Source organism: Microlunatus sagamiharensis (assembly GCF_900105785.1).
GTDB classification, from domain to species: Bacteria; Actinomycetota; Actinomycetes; order Propionibacteriales; family Propionibacteriaceae; genus Microlunatus; species Microlunatus sagamiharensis.
Genome location: NZ_LT629799.1, coordinates 199,438 through 214,854, shown reverse-complemented (window position 1 = coordinate 214,854; position 15,417 = coordinate 199,438). Strand labels below are relative to the sequence as shown.

The window sequence follows — 15,417 nt, the reverse complement described above, 5'->3', positions numbered from 1 at the left end:
CCGGGCCTCAGCGGCTCGAGGTCGTCGGGTCCAGGGCGTCGCGCAGGGCGTCGCCGAAGAAGTTGAAGCCCAGGCAGATGACCGCGATCGTCACGCCGGGGATGACCGCGGCGGCGGGCGCACGGAAGATGTACTGCTGCGCGTCGGAGAGCATGATCCCCAGGCTGGGCGCGGGCGGGCGGATGCCGAGCCCCAGGAACGACAGCGTCGCCTCGCCGATGATCGCCACGGGCATGATCACCGTCGCCTGCACGATGACCGCCGAGGCCGCGTTGGGCAGGACGTGGCGCCCGAGGATCCAGCCGCTGCCCGCGTCCATCGCCCGCGCCGACGTGACGAAGTCTGCGCCACGCCAGCGCAGCGTCTCCGCGCGGACGACCCTGATCATGGTCGGCACCTGGGCGATGCCGAGGGCCAGGGCCGCGTTGGTCAGGCTCGGGCCGCGCACCGCCGCCAGGCCGACGGCCAGGATGAGGAACGGGAAGGCCAGCAGCAGGTCGGTGAGCCGGGACACGAACGCGTCGAGCAGGCGCCACCAGCCCGAGACCAGCCCGAGCGGCACCCCGATCACGACGGCCAGCGCGACCGAGAGGATCCCGACCTCGAGCGAGGCACGGGTGCCGTAGAAGACGCGCGACATGATGTCGCGGCCCAGGTCGTCGGTGCCGAGCCAGAAGCCCTCCGTCCCGACGCGCTGGAAGGGGGTCTCGAAGTGCACCTGCGTCGGCGGGTAGGGCGCGATGACCGGCGCGAGCACGGCCACGAGCGCGACGAGCAGCAGCAGGCCCGCGCCGACGAGACCGAGGGGGTTGCGCAGCAGGCTGCGCAGCGCCCGGCCCCGCCCGCTGCCGAGACCGTCGCCCGCGTCCCCGGGCGTGCTCGACGCCGCCATGCTCTCGGCCGGCACCACCTGGATCGCCACTACGCCTCCCCTCCCACGCGGATGCGTGGGTTGATCACCGAGTAGAGGACGTCCACCGCGAGGTTGATCACGATGTACGCCGCGGTCACCACGATGACGACGGCCTGGATCACCGGGTAGTCGCGGGTGAAGACCGAGTCGAGCGTCAGCTTGCCGAAACCCGGCAAGCCGAAGATGCGCTCCGTGACGACCGCGCCCGAGATCAGCCCGCCGAGCTGCAGGCCGATGATCGTCACCACGACGATCAAGGAGTTGCGCAGCGCGTAGTCGCGCAGCACCTTGGCGCGCGGCAGGCCCTTGGCCCGCGCCGTGCGGACGTAGTCGGTGGACAGCGTCTCCAGCATCGACGAGCGCGTCTGACGCATGACCACCGCGGCCAGGGCGGTGCCGAGGATGATCGCGGGCAGCGTCAGGTAGTACAGCGCGCGGAGCGGGTCCTCGGTCACGGGCACGTAGCCCGACGCCGGGAACAGCCCGAGCGAGACCGAGAGGTAGAGGATCGCGAGCAGCCCGAGCCAGAAGTGCGGGACGCTCAGCCCGGCGAGGGAGAAGCCGTTGGCCACCCACTCGGGCCACCGGCCGCGGTAGACGGCGGCGAGCGCGCCCCCGGCCACGCCGATGACCACCGCGAGCACGGTCGCGTACAGGGCGAGCCAGAGCGTGACCGGCAGCGTCGCCGCGATCAGGTCGGTGACCGGCGTGCCGGTGCGGATGGAGGTGCCGAGGTCGCCCTGCGCCAGGTTGGTGAGGAAGCGCCAGAACTGCACGATCACGGGCTGGTCGAGGCCGAGGTCGCTGCGCACCTGGGCGAGCGTCGCCGGGTCGGCCTCCTCCCCGGCCAGCGCGAGCGCCGGGTCGCCGGGCAGCAGCCGGACGCCGACGAAGACGACCAGCGCGGAGAGCAGCAGCGTGATCGCCGCCTGCCAGAGCTTGTTGAGCAGGTACCGGGTCATCAGCGGCTCCTCACCCCTCCTGCAGGAACGCGGCCCGGCCGAGCCGGACGACGGCGTCGGGGAAGATCTCGACGCCGCCCACGTCACGGGTGTACGCGGCGATGTTGCGCACGCGGTAGAGGTAGATGATCGGGTTGTCCTCGCGCACCTGCGTCATCACCTTGCCGTAGATCTCGGCCCGCTCCGCGGTGTCGGTCGAGCGGGCGGCCTCGGCCATCCCGTCGTCGACGACCTCGTTGCTGTAGCCGGCGTAGTTGTTGCCGCCGCCGGTGGTGAGGAAGGCGTTCATGTTGCCGTGCGGGTCGATGCGACCCGACCAGCCCAGCAGGATGGCGTCGAAGTCCCCGGCCGTCTGCTGGTCGAGCAGCGTCGAGTACTCCACCGGCTCGATCTGCAGCGCGAAGCCGCCGGGCTCGAGCGACGCCTGCAGGGCCTGGGCGAAGCGCAGCGACTCCGCGGTGTTCGAGGTCTTCACCGTGATCGGGAAGGGGATCTCGACCCCCGCCTGCTGCAGCAGCTCGCGCGCCTTGGCCGGGTCGTGCGGCACGCACGCCTCGCCGGCCGGGCTCGCGTACGGCGACGTCGGCGGGATCGGCGAGCAGGCCGGTTGGTACCAGTTGTTGAAGACCGAGTTGACCAGCGCGTCGCGGTCGACCGCGTACGCGAGGGCAAGGCGCACGCGGGGGTCCTTCGCCAGCGGGGTGTCGATCTGCTTGGGCGGCTCCCCCGCCCCGTCCACGTTGCCGAGGTTGATCGTCATCGCCTGGTAGCCGAGCGAGCTGGTCTGCAGGACGCCGAGGTCGCGCTCCTTCGCCAGCGCGTCGACGTCCTGGGTCGAGATCGTGTCGGCGACCTGGATGTCGCCGGAGCGCAGGTTGGCCGCGCGGATGTTGGCGTCGGCCATGATCCGGTAGGTGATCGAGTCGAGGTGCACCTGGTCGGCGGCGTAGTAGAGCGGGTCGCGCTTGACCGTGATGGAGGTCTGCGGGACGCGGGAGACGAAGCTGAACGGCCCCACGCAGGTCGGCCGGGTGGCGAAGGAGTCGCCGAGCTCGTCCAGGGCCTTCGGCGACATGATCATGCCGGCGCGGTCGGCCAGGGCCGCGGTGAGCGGGGCGAACGGGGTCTCGTAGCGCACGACCACGGTCCGGGCGTCCTTCGCCTCGACCGAGCTGATGGGGCCCAGCTCGCTGCGCCGCGCCGAGGTCTTGAGAGTCAGGTTGCGCTCGAAGGTCGTCCGCACGGCCTGGGCGTCGAGGTCGGTGCCGTCGGCGAAGCGGATGCCGTCGCGCACCGGGATGGTCACCGTCCGCCCGCCGTCGGAGATCGTGGGCAGCGCGCTCGCGAGCTGCGGCACGACCTCGCCCGAGGCGTCGATGTCGTAGAGCTTCTCGCAGATCGTGTTCATCACGTAGCGCGTGTAGAGCGACGACGACGTCGTAGGGTCGAGCTTGTCCGGCTCCGCCGACAGGCCCATCACCAGCTCGCCGCCCTCGCGCACCGCCCGGTCCCCCAGCGCGTCGGAGGGCTGGTCGGGTCGCTCGGGCGCGGGCCCGGGGACCTGCACGGCGTAGCAGCCGGGCAGGAGCAGGACGGCCGCGGCGAGCGCGAGCAGCGGGCCGCGGACGCGGCGCGAGCGGGTGGCGGTGGCGGGGCCTCGACGGTTCGGCAGGACGGCTCCTCGGGTGGCGTGCGGACGGGTCGTCCTCGTGCGACGTGCTGCGGGGCGTTCGGCGGATCGTTCAACGAAACCAACCACGTCCTACCCGTCGGTGGGAAGAGTTCTCACGCTTTCCTTGGGCAATGTCCGTCGTCCTGCGCCCGCCGAGCAGGCCTCGGCGAGCCCGGTAACGTCCGCCGCCGTAGGCATCCCGACCCTCGGAGGCACGACGATGGCAGCGAGCACGCAGACCTGGGCGGAGCGTGAGTACGGCCTCGCCCTGCTCGTGCTGACCGCGGCGACGGGAGCCGTGGACGGGGTCAGCTACCTGGCCCTCGACCGGGTCTTCACCGGCAACATGACCGGCAACGTGCTCTTCGTCGGCTTCGGCCTCGCGGGCGTCGACGACATCCCGGTGCTCAACAACCTCGTCGCCCTGCTGACCTTCGTGCTGGGGGCGGCACTCGGCTCGCGCCTGACCCGCCGCGGGGCCGGCGGGCCGGTGAGGCTGCCCCGCTCGTCCATGGTCGTGCAGCTCGTGGTCGTGCTCGGGACGTTCGCGCTGGCCGGCGTCTGGCTCGGGCTGGGCCGGCTCGGCACCACCGAGATGGTGGTGATCACCGGGGTGCTCGCGCTGCTGCTCGGCGCCCAGGCCGCCGGGGTGCGCCACACCCAGATCCGCGACCTCTCGACCGTCGTCGTCACGATGACGATGGTCAACCTCGCCGCCGACAGCCGGCTGGCCGGCGGCGCGGGCGCGGCGTGGTTCCGTCGCGTGGGCGCCATCGTGACGATGGGTCTCGGTGCGCTCGCCGCGGCGCTGGTCATCCGCCACCTCGGCGGCGCCTACGCCCTGCTGCTCGCCGGCCTCCTGATGGCCGTCGGCACGCTCCTGCTGCTCCGCGCCCGCCGCTCCGACGCCCGCTACGCGGGCGCCGCCTGACGCGATGCTCGCCGAGCGTCGCCGGCTACTCCCACTCGATGGTGCCCGGCGGCTTGCTCGTGATGTCGAGGACGACGCGGTTGACCTCGCGGACCTCGTTGGTGATGCGGGTGCTGATGGTCTCGAGGACCTCGTACGGCAACCGGCTCCAGTCCGCGGTCATCGCGTCCTCGCTGCTGACCGGGCGCAGCACGACGGGGTGGCCGTACGTGCGGCCGTCGCCCTGGACGCCGACCGAGCGGACGTCGGCGAGCAGCACCACCGGGAACTGCCAGACGTCGCGGTCGAGGCCGGCGGCGGTGAGCTCGACGCGCGCGACGGCGTCGGCGGCCCGCAGGATCTCCAGCCGGTCGCGCGTCACCTCGCCGATGATCCGGATGCCCAGGCCCGGGCCGGGGAAGGGCTGGCGCCAGACGATCTCCGGCGGCAGACCAAGCTCGAGCCCGACCGCGCGGACCTCGTCCTTGAACAGCGTCCGCAGCGGCTCGACCAGCGCGAACTGCAGGTCGTCGGGCAGGCCGCCGACGTTGTGGTGGCTCTTGATGTTGGCCGCGCCCTCGCCGCCGCCGGACTCCACGACGTCGGGGTAGAGCGTGCCCTGCACGAGGAACTCGACCTCGCCGGAGTCGCCGCCCTGCGCCGCGGCCCGCTCGACGATGCCGCGCGCCGCGGACTCGAACGTCCGGATGAACTCCCGCCCGATGATCTTGCGCTTGGTCTCGGGGTCGGTCACGCCGGCGAGCGCGTCGAGGAACTGGTCGGCCACGTCGACGACCACCAGGTCGACGCCGGTCGCCTCGACGTAGTCGCGCTCCACCTGCTCGGCCTCGCCGGCCCGCAGCAGGCCGTGGTCGACGAAGACGCAGGTGAGCTGGTCGCCGACGGCCCGCTGGACGAGCGCGGCGGCGACGGCGGAGTCGACGCCGCCGGAGAGCCCGCAGACGACCTGCTTGTCGCCGACCTGGGCGCGGATGGCCGCCACGGAGTCGTCGACGATGCTCGCCGGCGTCCAGTCGGGCCGGCAGCCCGCGAGGTCGAAGAGGAAGTGCTCGAGGACCTTCTGGCCCGCCTGGCTGTGCAGCACCTCGGGGTGCCACTGCACGCCGGCGAGGCCCCGGTCGGTGTCCTCGAACGCGGCGATGGGGGCCCCCGCGGTGCCGGCCAGCGCGGCGAACCCGGGCGGTGCCGCCTCGACGGAGTCACCGTGGCTCATCCACACCGCGAGCTCGTCGGGCAGGCCCTGCAGCAGGGTCCCGGGGACCTCGACGCGCGCCTTGGTCCGGCCGAACTCGCTGAGCCCCGTCCGCGCGACGTCGCCGCCGAGGGCGGAGGCCATCGCCTGGAAGCCGTAGCAGATGCCGAAGGCGGGGACCCCGGCCTCGAACAGCCCGGCGTCGACCTGCGGGGCCCCGGGCGCGTACACCGACTGCGGGCCGCCGGACAGGATGATCGCCTTCGGCCGCTTCGCCATGACCTGCTCCACCGTCGCGGTGTGCGGCATGATCTCGGAGAAGACGCGCGCCTCGCGGACGCGGCGGGCGATCAGCTGCGCGTACTGCGCGCCGAAGTCGATGACCACGACCAGGTCGTGGTCGGCGGCCGGGCGCAGCGGCGTCGGCTCGGCCGTCTCGGCCGTCTCGGTGCTCGTCATGGGGGTCCTTCCCTCGGGCGAGAGGCAGTCTAGGAGTGGCGGGCGGGCGGGCCGGTCAGCGCGAGGGGCGGCGGACGACGTAGCGCCCGGCGTCCCCGAGCGCCGGCCAGCGCTCGATCGTCGCCCTCGTCGACGGGCTGAGCCCGGTGAGGGTGTCGAACCGCACGACCACGGCCGCGCCGCCGCTGGCCAGGTAGTCCAGCGCGAAGGCCTGCCACTGCTCGTTGCGGGCGCGGCCCACCTGCAGGTCGGCGCCCGGGCGGAGGTAGTAGGAGTAGCCACCCAGGTCGACCACCAGCGGGCAGCCGCGCTCCAGGTTGCGCGTGAGGGCGCCCGACTCGACGAGCACGGTGGGCTCGTCGGAGGTCACGCACCCCGGGGTCCCGGCGACGAGGCGGGCCATGGTCCGTCCGGCGAAGGGCGTGCCGAAGACGGTGCGGGGCGCGGAGAGCGCGGTGTACGCGGCGAGCGCGCCCACCACGGCCAGGACCACGACGACACGCAGCGGGGCGAGCTGCGACACGGCCCGGCTCACGGCCCCGGCCGCACGGCCGCCGAGCAGGGCCACGGGGGCCGCGACCAGGCTCGCGTAGTCGACCGTCCAGGCGGGGCTGACCGCGAGCAGCACCAGCCCGACGACCAGCAGGGCGACCGCCAGCCGGCCGGCCGCGCTGCGGAGCGCGACCACGACCGAGACGAGGACCAGGGCGGTGACGAGGACGAGCAGCGGCGTGACCCCTCCGGCCACCTGGCTGAGCCCGGCGGTGTCGACCGCGCGGGTGTACCAGCTGACGTCGACCTGGGGGCGGCCCAGCTGCGCGCCGACGACCATGTCCCACATCAGGCGCGGTGCGCGGAGGAAGAACGGCAGGCAGATCGCGACGGTCGCCGCCGCCCCGCCGAGGGCGAGCGCGACCGCCCGGCGACGCCCGTGCTCGAGGGCGCACCACGCCACGACGGCCAGCAGCGGCGCGACGCCCCAGATCTTGGTCGCGCAGGACGCCCCCAGCAGCAGCCCGGCGAGCACCGCCGCCCGGGTCGTGAGGTCGCCGCGCGCGGCGCGGGAGACGAGCCACACGGCGCCGAGCGTGAGCACGCCCGTCACCGCCTCGAGCGTCGTGGTCCGCTCGACGAAGATCGCCGGCACCCACACCGCGTACACGAGGCCGCCGACCAGGGCGGCGACCAGCCCCAGCCGGCGCAGGGTCGCGGCGACGAGCAGCGCGCTGAGGGTGCCCAGCAGCATCCAGGCGAGCCGGGCCGCGGCCATCGCCTCCGGGTGGCCGACGACGCGGCCGAGCAGGCCGAAGGGGGCCAGCGCGAGCACGATGCCCGGCGGGTGCAGCAGCAGGAAGTCGAGGTAGGGCCACAGCCCGTGCGCGAGGCCGGCGCCGGCGGCGTAGTAGACGCCGCCGTCGTAGCCGATGAGCCCGAAGAGGCCGCCGCCGTGCAGGACGGGCACCAGGCGCGAGGCGAACGCCGCCGCCGCGACCGCGACGAGGACGAGCGCGAAGGCGCGGCGGCCGGGCACCGGCAGGGGTGCCGCGGCCGGCGCCGGGGCGACCGCGGTCGTCGTCACGGTCGGGTCGAGCCGCGCAGCACCGCCTCGTGGTGCCGCACCACCTCGGCGACGATGAAGCCGAGCACCTTCTCCGCGAACTCCGGGTCGAGCCGGGCGTCCACGGCCAGGGCCCGGAGGCGGGCGATCTGCTGCGCCTCGCGGTCCGGGTCGGCGGGCGGGAGGCCGTGCTCGGCCTTCAGGACCCCGACCTGCTGGGTGATCGCGAAGCGCTCCGCGAGCAGGTGCACCAGCGCCGCGTCCATGTTGTCGATGCTGTGCCGCAACCGCGCCAGCTGGGCCGCCACGTCCGGTTCCACGGCAGCATCGTACGGGTCCCGGCCCCCGTGGCACCCGGCACGATCACCGGGCGCCACGGGGCGCAGGGCGGACCGCCCGAGGGCGGTCCAGCGCTCAGGCGTCCACGGAGACGACCGTGACGGAACCGTCCGGGTAGCCGACCCAGCCGAGAAAGCGCTGGTCCGCCGCCAGGTCCTTCCACGACGCGGTGAGCGTGAAGGGCTCCGCCGCGGTGACCGTGGTGCTCGCCGGGTCCACCGTGAGGTTGCCGACGGCGCCCGCCACGAGCCAGCGGCTGAAGGTGTACGGGCTGCTGGACGCACCCGCCGGGTCGGCGTACGGCAGGACCTGCACGACGTACGAGCCCGCCTCGGGCCCGACGAGGGTGACCTCCTCGTCCCCGCTGCCCGTCGCCGACTGACCGACCAACGTGGCTGCGCCGTCCTCGACCCGGAACACGTACAGGTCGATGTCGGACTCCGCGGAGTCGGCGTCGACGGCGAACCGGGCGAGCGTCGTGCCCTCGGCGACGGTCACGCCGAACTGGTCGGGCTGGCCGCCCTTCGCCACCTCGTCGCGCTGGGTGGTCGCGGGGACCAGACCGGCGGTGGTCGTCGCGAAGGACCCCGACTCCCCGGCGGTCAGGCGGATCGTGGCCGACCCCGACGTGCCGGTGCCGCTGACCTCGTCGGGCGCGCCGACGAGGGCCGGCTGGAGGGCGACCGGCAGCCGGGCCGAGGCCTTCGAGCTCTTGATGGTGACGGCGCCGAAGGCATACTTCCCGAGGGCGGCCGAGGTGCGGCGGAAGGTCAGGGCGACCGTCCTGGTCTGGCCGGCCTTCGAGAACTTCAGGGTCGAGGGGCTGGCCTTGGCGCTGAAGCCGCCGACCTTGGCCGACACCTTGTAGCTGCCCGACCTCACCGCGGTCACCTCGCGGGTCACCGTCTGGGTGCCCACGAGCTGCCCGACGGCCACCGACGGGGTGTTGAAGTCGCTCGGGTCGATCTCGCGGACCCCGCTCCCGGTGTCGATGCCCTGGCCCTCGAGGTAGGCGAGCCAGTCCTCGTCGGAGGAGTCGATGACGACGCCCGGCGAGAGCATCTTCGACGGCACGACGTTGCCCGCGCCCTGCGCGAACGCGTCGTCGCTCTTGTCGCCGTCCTCGTCGAGGGTCGCGGCCGCGGTGGTCATCAGCGCGGACTTGACCGCCATCGGGCTCCAGCGCGGCTCACGGCCGAGGTAGAGCGCCGCCAGCCCGGCCACCTGCGGGGCGGCCATCGACGTGCCGGAGAGGAAGTTGAAGGGCACCTGGTGGTTGGCCGTGTTCGGGGCCGAGGCGGCGAGGATGTCGACGCCGGGGGCCGCGACGTCCGGCTTGAGCAGGTCGCCGCCGTTGACCAGGGACGGGCCGCGGGAGGAGAAGCCCGCGACCTGCGGGTAGTCGATCGTCCTCGTCGAGGAGTTGCCCTTGGTGAGCGTGACGGTCGCCCCCGCGGTCGCCGCGTAGGTCTTGATCGCGGTCGAGTACGGCGGGTTCACGATGACGGTCGGTAGCGTGTGCAGGTCCCCGTCGAGCGAGTTGGGCGTCAGGTTGAGCAGCACGACCCCCACGCCACCGGCCCGCTTGACCTCCGCCGACTTGTCGACACGGGCGTTGCCCCCGCGGTCGCAGGCGACGACCTTGCCCGCCACCTTCGCGGGGTCGAGCGATCCCGCCTGGCACAGCGTGGCGTCGGCGTCGGTGGCGGCGGCCGCCTTGACGGCGACCGCGGTGACGAACGGCGCCCGACCGACCGCGGCGTCGACCGTGTTGGTCACGCCCGGGTAGCGCTGGCTCTTGCCGCCCGCGCCGAGGGCGACGGTCCCGTACCGGGGCTTGATCGAGCTCGCGGCGACGGTGGTCACCCACGGGGACGTGTTGTCCAGGGTCGAGGCGCCGGGCCCGGAGTTGCCGGCCGAGGCGGCCACGAAGATGCCGGCCGAGGCCGCCTGCAGGAAGGCGATCTGGACCGGGTCCACGAGCTCGCTCTCGCTGCTCGAGCCCACGGAGTAGTTGATGACGTCGACGCCGTCCTCGACGGCCTGGTCGATGGCGGCGACGAGGTCGCTGGTGAAGCCGCCGTCGTCCTCCTCCTTCTCGGCGGTCCACAGCGCCTTGTAGACCGCGACCTTGGCCGCGGGGGCGACGCCGGAGATCTTGCCGTACGAGCGCGAGCCGATCCTGGCCTCGACGCCGGTGTTGCCGGCGGCCGTGGAGGCGGTGTGGGTGCCGTGCTCGTCGCCGTCGCGCGGCGACACGTACTCGTCGGTACCGGGGGTGTTGCTGGCCAGCCAGGCGTCGCCGAAGTAGCGGGCGCTGACCAGCTTGGTGTTGCAGGCGTCCGCGGTGAACTTCTCGCCCGTCTGGCAGGCCCCGACGAAGACGCTGCCGTCGGACTTCACCATCCGCACCTGGTTGCCCGCCCGGTAGGGGCGGTACGGGTCCTTGCTCGGCGGGCCCGCGGTGCCCAGCGCGTCGCCGGCGAAGGACGCCGACTCCGGCCAGACGCCGGTGTCGACCACGCCGACGACGACGCCGCGGCCGGCCTTGGACGTGCCGCCGAGCTTCTTCCACACGCCCTTGCTCCCCGACAGGTCGAGGAAGTCGACGTTGTCGGTGTCGTCGAGCGCCTTGCGCAGGGTGTCCTTGCTGACGCCCAGCACGCCGCGGGTGCGCTGCAGGCGGGCGACCTGGGAGGGGTTCAGGTCGGCGACGAAGCCGTTGAGGGCGACGGAGTAGCTGCGGTCGACCGAGGCGCCGACGGCGTCGGCGACGCGCTCCTGCGAGCGGCGCAGGTAGTCGCCGTAGCGCGCGGCCGCCCGGCTGCCGACGTCGACCTTGCGGCCGGCCGTCGGCCTGGTCGCGGCGAACCCGGCGACGCCGCCGCGGTAGGACGCCAGCGGCTTGTCGCTGAGCGTGACGACGTAGCGGCCGGTGGCGGCGGGCGTGGGCAGGGCGGGCGTACCGGGCCCGCCCGGCGCGGCGAGCGCCGGGAGGGCGGTGAGCGACAGCGCCGCGCACGTGGTGAGGGCGAGCGCCCCGGCGGCGAGCCGGGACAGGGGGGAACGAGGCAAGAAGGACTCCGTGGGGGACGGAGCACCGCGTAGATTCGGCGGGGCTCGGGGGTGGTGCGGAGTCTGCACGACCAGGCCCGGCCGCCACAACCCCCTCCTGGGGGCCACCTCGAGAAGGGTCGCTGCGATGATCGTGCCGACGACGGGCCTCCCCGCGGTCCGCGCCGTCCGCCTCGGCCTCGTGGCGGGCCTGCTGCTCGCGGCCGGCTGGGGTTGCGGGGACGAGGCACCCGTGGAGGCACCGTCGACCGCGCCCGCCGCCGGGACGCGGCTCACGGTCACCGGGTCGGACGCGACCGGGGCGAGGACGACGTGGACCCTGACCTGCGACCCGCCCGGCGGCGACCACCCGGACCCGGCCGCCGCCTGCGCGGCCCTGGACGAGCGCGGGGCGACCGCCCTGCCGCCGGTCGACAAGGGCCGCGTGTGCCCGCAGGTCTACGGCGGGCCCGAGGTGGCGACCCTCAGCGGGACCTGGCGGGGACGCAGCGTGCTCGCGACCTTCTCGCGCACCGACGGCTGCCAGATCGCGCGCTGGGACGCGCTGGCGGCCCTCCTGCCGCCGTCCGGCACCTGAGCCCTGCCGGCGCCGGGGCGGGCTCGAGCCTCAGCCCAGGACGACCTCGACGCGCTGGAACTCCTTGACGTCGGAGTAGCCGGTCGTCGCCATCGCCTTCCGGAGCCCGCCGACGAGGTTCATGGTGCCGTCGGCCACGGTCGAGGGGCCGAGCAGGATCTGCTCGAGCGTGCCGACCGTGCCGTAGTGGGCCCGCTCGCCGCGCGGCAGCGTCTCGTGCCACGCCTCGGGGCCCCAGTGGAACCCGCGACCCGGGGCCTCCTCTGCCTTGGCCAGCGGCGAGCCGACCATCACGGCGTCCGCGCCGCAGGCGATCGCCTTGGCGATGTCGCCCGAGCGGCCCACGGAACCGTCGGCGATCACGTGGACGTAGCGCCCACCCGACTCGTCGAGGTAGTCGCGGCGCGCCGCGGCGACGTCGGAGGTGGCCGAGGCCATCGGCACGGCGACGCCGAGGACGGAGCGGGTGGTGTCCGCCGCTCCCCCGCCGAAGCCGACGAGCACGCCAGCCGCGCCGGTGCGCATCAGGTGCAGCGCGGCCTGGTAGGTGGCGCAGCCGCCGACGATGACCGGCACATCGAGGTCGTAGATGAACTGCTTGAGGTTCAGCGGCTCGGCCGTCCGGGAGACGTGCTCGGCGGAGACCGTCGTGCCGCGGATGACGAAGAAGTCCACGCCGGAGTCGACGACCGCCTTGGCGTACGCCTGGGTGTTCTGCGGCGAGAGCGCGCCCGCGGCGACCACGCCCGCCGCGCGGATCTCGGCGATCCGGGCGCCGATCAGCTCGGGCTTGATCGGCTCGGCGTAGATCTCCTGCATGGTGCGCGTCGCCACGGCCGCGTCGGGCTCGGCGGCGATCGTCTCCAGCAGCGGCTCGGGGTCCTCGTAGCGCGTCCACAGGCCCTCGAGGTTGAGCACGCCGAGGCCGCCGAGGCGCCCGAGCAGGATCGCGGTCTGCGGCGACATCACCGAGTCCATCGGCGCGGCGAGCAGCGGGAAGGCGAAGGTCCCGGCGTCGATGCGCCAGGTCAGCGAGACCTCGTCGTCGCCGCGCGTGCGCCGCGAGGGCACGATCGACACGTCGTCGAACGCGTACGCCCGCTCGGCCCGCTTGTTCCGCCCGATCTCGACCACCATGGGCGCCATCCTCCCGCATCCGCACCCGTGCCTCGCGCCGCGCTCAGCGACCCCGGCCCAGGTGGTCCCGCACGAGGGCGTCCAGCTCCGCCTCGCTCAGCCCGTCGACCTGGCGGGCGCGGTGGCGGTCCGAGCGCACCCAGCGCACGAAGAGCAGCGTCAGCACGGGCAGGTCGGCGACCTCGGCGACCGACCACAGCAGGTCGCCCGCCCAGTGCTGGTCGGTGAGCGGCCCCGGGAACCAGTGCGGCACGGCGCCGACCACCGCGCCCACGCCGTCGAGGACGTGCCCGGTGAGGCGCAGGACCAGGCCGGGGACCGCGTCGAGGACGAGCTCGAGGAAGGCGAAGCCGAACTCCGCGACCACGAAGACCTCGCTGCGCAGGCCCGTCTGGGCCGCGGCGGGCAGGACGAGCAGCAGCCCGAGCAGCGGCAGCAGGAGCGAGGTGGCCTCCTCCCCCGCCGGGCTGGTCCGCCAGGCCCCGGCCAGCGGGGTCAGGAACACGCAGAACACCGCGCAGGCCACCAGGGGCGCCACCACCGCGTTGCCGAGCAGCTGCGCCGGCCGGGACCCGACGACCCGCCGGAGGACCCGGGCACCACCGGGCGGCAGCGCGGCCTGCGCGAGGTCGAGCGGGCGCCCGAGCAGGCCCAGCAGCGGCACCACCAGCAGGAGCGCGGCCACGCGGGTGACGAACGCCCAGCGCAGCTCGCGGCTCTCCGCGCCGAGGAAGCCGAACGAGACTACCGCGTACGACCCCGCGCCCGTGAGCAGGAAGGCCACGGTCCGGCCCGGCGGCCAGCGGGTCCCGGCCCGGCCGGCCCGGCGCACCCCGATCAGGTAGGCGACCAGGACGGCCACCACGAGCAGGGCCGCCACCGGGTCGAACGACCAGGTCTCGAGGAAGGTGCGGACGCCGGGCACGGGCGGGACCGTCGGGCTCGGGCTAGCCGCTGTAGTTCGGCGCCTCGACGGTCATCTGGATGTCGTGGGGGTGCGACTCGCGCAGGCCGGCGGAGGTGATCCGGACGAACGAGCCGCGCTCCTTGAGCTCGGTGACCGTGGACGCCCCGGTGTAGAACATCGACTGCCGCAGCCCACCGACGAGCTGATAGGCGACCGCGGCCAGCGGCCCGCGGAAGGGCACCTGGCCCTCGATGCCCTCGGGCACGAGGTTGGCGTCGGAGCTGACGTCGCCCTGGAAGTAGCGGTCCTTGGAGTACGACGCCGAGCGCCCGCGCGAGGCCATCGCGCCGAGCGAGCCCATCCCGCGGTAGGTCTTGAACTGCTTGCCGTTGACGAACACCGTCTGCCCGGGGCTCTCCTCGCACCCGGCGAGCAGCGAGCCCAGCATCACGGTGTCGGCCCCGGCGACGAGCGCCTTGGCGATGTCGCCGGAGTACTGCAGGCCGCCGTCGCCGATCAGCGGGACGCCGGCCGGGCGGCAGGCCAGCGACGCGTTGTAGATGGCGGTCACCTGAGGCACGCCGACGCCGGCGACGACGCGGGTGGTGCAGATCGAGCCCGGCCCGACGCCGACCTTGACCCCGTCGACGCCGGCCTCGACGAGCGCCTTGGCCCCGGCGTACGTCGCGACGTTGCCGCCGACCACGTCGACGTGCGCGGCCGCGGTCTCGGCCTTGAGGCGGCGGACCATGTCCAGCACGCCCTGGGAGTGGCCGTGCGCGGTGTCGACGACGAGGAGGTCCACGCCCTCCTCCACCAGCGCCATCGCGCGCTTCCACGAGTCGCCGAAGAAGCCGACCGCCGCGCCGACGCGGAGCCGGCCCTGGTCGTCCTTGCTGGCGTCGGGGTACTGGTCGGCCTTGACGAAGTCCTTGAGCGTGATGAGCCCGCGCAGGCGCCCGCCCTCGTCGACGAGCGGGAGCTTCTCGATCTTGTTCGCGGCGAGCAGGGCCATGGCCTCGTCGCCCTTGATCCCGACGTGACCGGTGACCAGGGGCATCGGGGTCATGACCGCGCCGACCAGCCGGGTCGGGTCGGTCTCGAAGCGCATGTCGCGGTTGGTGACGATGCCGAGCAGGCGCAGGTCGCGGTCGACGACCGGGACGCCGGAGATGCGGAAGCGGGCGCAGAGCGCGTCCGCCTCCCCGATCGTGGCCTCCGGGGAGATGGTGATCGGCTCGTCGACCATGCCGGCCTCGGAGCGCTTGACCACGTCGACCTGGTGGGCCTGGTCCTCGATGGAGAGGTTGCGGTGGATGATCCCGAGGCCGCCCTGGCGGGCGATCGCCACGGCCATCCGCGACTCGGTCACGGTGTCCATCGGCGAGGAGATCAGCGGGACCTTCACGCTGATCCGCTTCGACACCCGGGTCGAGGTGTCGGCGTGGGAGGGGATGACGTCGCTCTCGTGCGGCTGCAGGAGCACGTCGTCGAAGGTCAGGCCGAGGGCTGCGAAGGGACCGGGGACGCCGGGCCCGGAGGCCCAGCCCTGCTGGTCGTACGGCGTCACCTCGCCCTCAGGACGCTGGTGGTCGGCGGCGGGCGGCTGCCCGGGGAGCATGGGCACGGCAGGGTCCTTCGTGGCGCTGGCGGAGAGCCCACTGTAGCGCCGCCGCCGCGTCCGGCATTCCCGTG

The 15,417-nt window shown here is 73.9% G+C and carries 12 protein-coding genes; 2 read left to right on the top strand and 10 right to left on the bottom strand.

The annotated features are described in order from the left end of the window. Window positions 1-7: 7 nt before the first annotated feature. Genes BLU42_RS00965 through BLU42_RS00955 form a run of 3 tightly spaced genes read right to left on the bottom strand, consistent with a single transcriptional unit; the run spans window position 8 to window position 3,634 of the window. Complete coding sequence (locus tag BLU42_RS00965) at window positions 8-922, bottom strand: ABC transporter permease (RefSeq protein ID WP_231918383.1); 915 nt, start codon at window positions 920-922, stop codon at window positions 8-10. Beyond that, window positions 922-1,875 carry an ABC transporter permease gene (locus BLU42_RS00960; protein WP_091072440.1) on the bottom strand — a complete coding sequence of 318 codons (954 nt, stop codon included), beginning with the start codon at window positions 1,873-1,875 and terminating at the stop codon, window positions 922-924. Before BLU42_RS00960 ends, BLU42_RS00965 begins: the two co-directional genes overlap by 1 nt. 10 nt (window positions 1,876-1,885) lie before the next feature. Then, a complete protein-coding gene (locus BLU42_RS00955) occupies window positions 1,886-3,634 on the bottom strand; it encodes an ABC transporter substrate-binding protein (RefSeq protein WP_197680566.1) in 1,749 nt (582 codons plus the stop codon). A gap of 133 nt (window positions 3,635-3,767) precedes the next feature. On the opposite strand from BLU42_RS00955, the gene BLU42_RS00950 reads away from it, so the two are divergent. Next, entirely contained in the window at window positions 3,768-4,478 is a 711-nt protein-coding gene (locus tag BLU42_RS00950; RefSeq protein ID WP_091072437.1) for a YoaK family protein, read from the top strand. A 25-nt stretch (window positions 4,479-4,503) separates the two neighbouring features. Here the strand turns inward: BLU42_RS00950 and guaA are convergent, their stop codons facing one another. The 4 genes from guaA to BLU42_RS00930 all read right to left on the bottom strand — a co-directional run bounded on the left by guaA (window position 4,504) and on the right by BLU42_RS00930 (window position 11,101). Next, window positions 4,504-6,129 carry a glutamine-hydrolyzing GMP synthase gene (guaA, locus tag BLU42_RS00945; RefSeq protein WP_091072433.1) on the bottom strand — a complete coding sequence of 542 codons (1,626 nt, stop codon included), beginning with the start codon at window positions 6,127-6,129 and terminating at the stop codon, window positions 4,504-4,506. A gap of 55 nt (window positions 6,130-6,184) precedes the next feature. Beyond that, entirely contained in the window at window positions 6,185-7,708 is a 1,524-nt protein-coding gene (locus BLU42_RS00940; protein WP_091072431.1) for an ArnT family glycosyltransferase, read from the bottom strand. Continuing rightward, complete coding sequence (locus BLU42_RS00935) at window positions 7,705-8,007, bottom strand: chorismate mutase (RefSeq protein WP_197680565.1); 303 nt, start codon at window positions 8,005-8,007, stop codon at window positions 7,705-7,707. Before BLU42_RS00935 ends, BLU42_RS00940 begins: the two co-directional genes overlap by 4 nt. A 94-nt stretch (window positions 8,008-8,101) precedes the next feature. Next, window positions 8,102-11,101: a S8 family serine peptidase gene (locus tag BLU42_RS00930; protein WP_197680564.1), complete on the bottom strand. Its 3,000-nt coding sequence runs from the start codon at window positions 11,099-11,101 to the stop codon at window positions 8,102-8,104. Between the two features lie 127 nt (window positions 11,102-11,228). On the opposite strand from BLU42_RS00930, the gene BLU42_RS00925 reads away from it, so the two are divergent. Next, window positions 11,229-11,678, top strand: a complete 450-nt coding sequence (locus tag BLU42_RS00925; protein WP_091072425.1) for an SSI family serine proteinase inhibitor — start codon at window positions 11,229-11,231, stop codon at window positions 11,676-11,678. 30 nt (window positions 11,679-11,708) lie between these two features. Here the strand turns inward: BLU42_RS00925 and BLU42_RS00920 are convergent, their stop codons facing one another. From BLU42_RS00920 to guaB, 3 genes are read right to left on the bottom strand one after another with little or no spacing between them, the layout of a single operon-like run. After that, complete coding sequence (locus BLU42_RS00920; RefSeq protein ID WP_197680709.1) at window positions 11,709-12,812, bottom strand: GuaB3 family IMP dehydrogenase-related protein; 1,104 nt, start codon at window positions 12,810-12,812, stop codon at window positions 11,709-11,711. 46 nt (window positions 12,813-12,858) lie between these two features. Continuing rightward, window positions 12,859-13,740, bottom strand: coding sequence for a cytochrome c oxidase assembly protein (locus BLU42_RS00915; protein ID WP_197680563.1), 882 nt, complete (start codon window positions 13,738-13,740; stop codon window positions 12,859-12,861). Window positions 13,741-13,762: 22 nt separating this feature from the next. Then, window positions 13,763-15,343: an IMP dehydrogenase gene (gene guaB, locus BLU42_RS00910; RefSeq protein WP_091078987.1), complete on the bottom strand. Its 1,581-nt coding sequence runs from the start codon at window positions 15,341-15,343 to the stop codon at window positions 13,763-13,765. Window positions 15,344-15,417 lie beyond the last annotated feature (74 nt).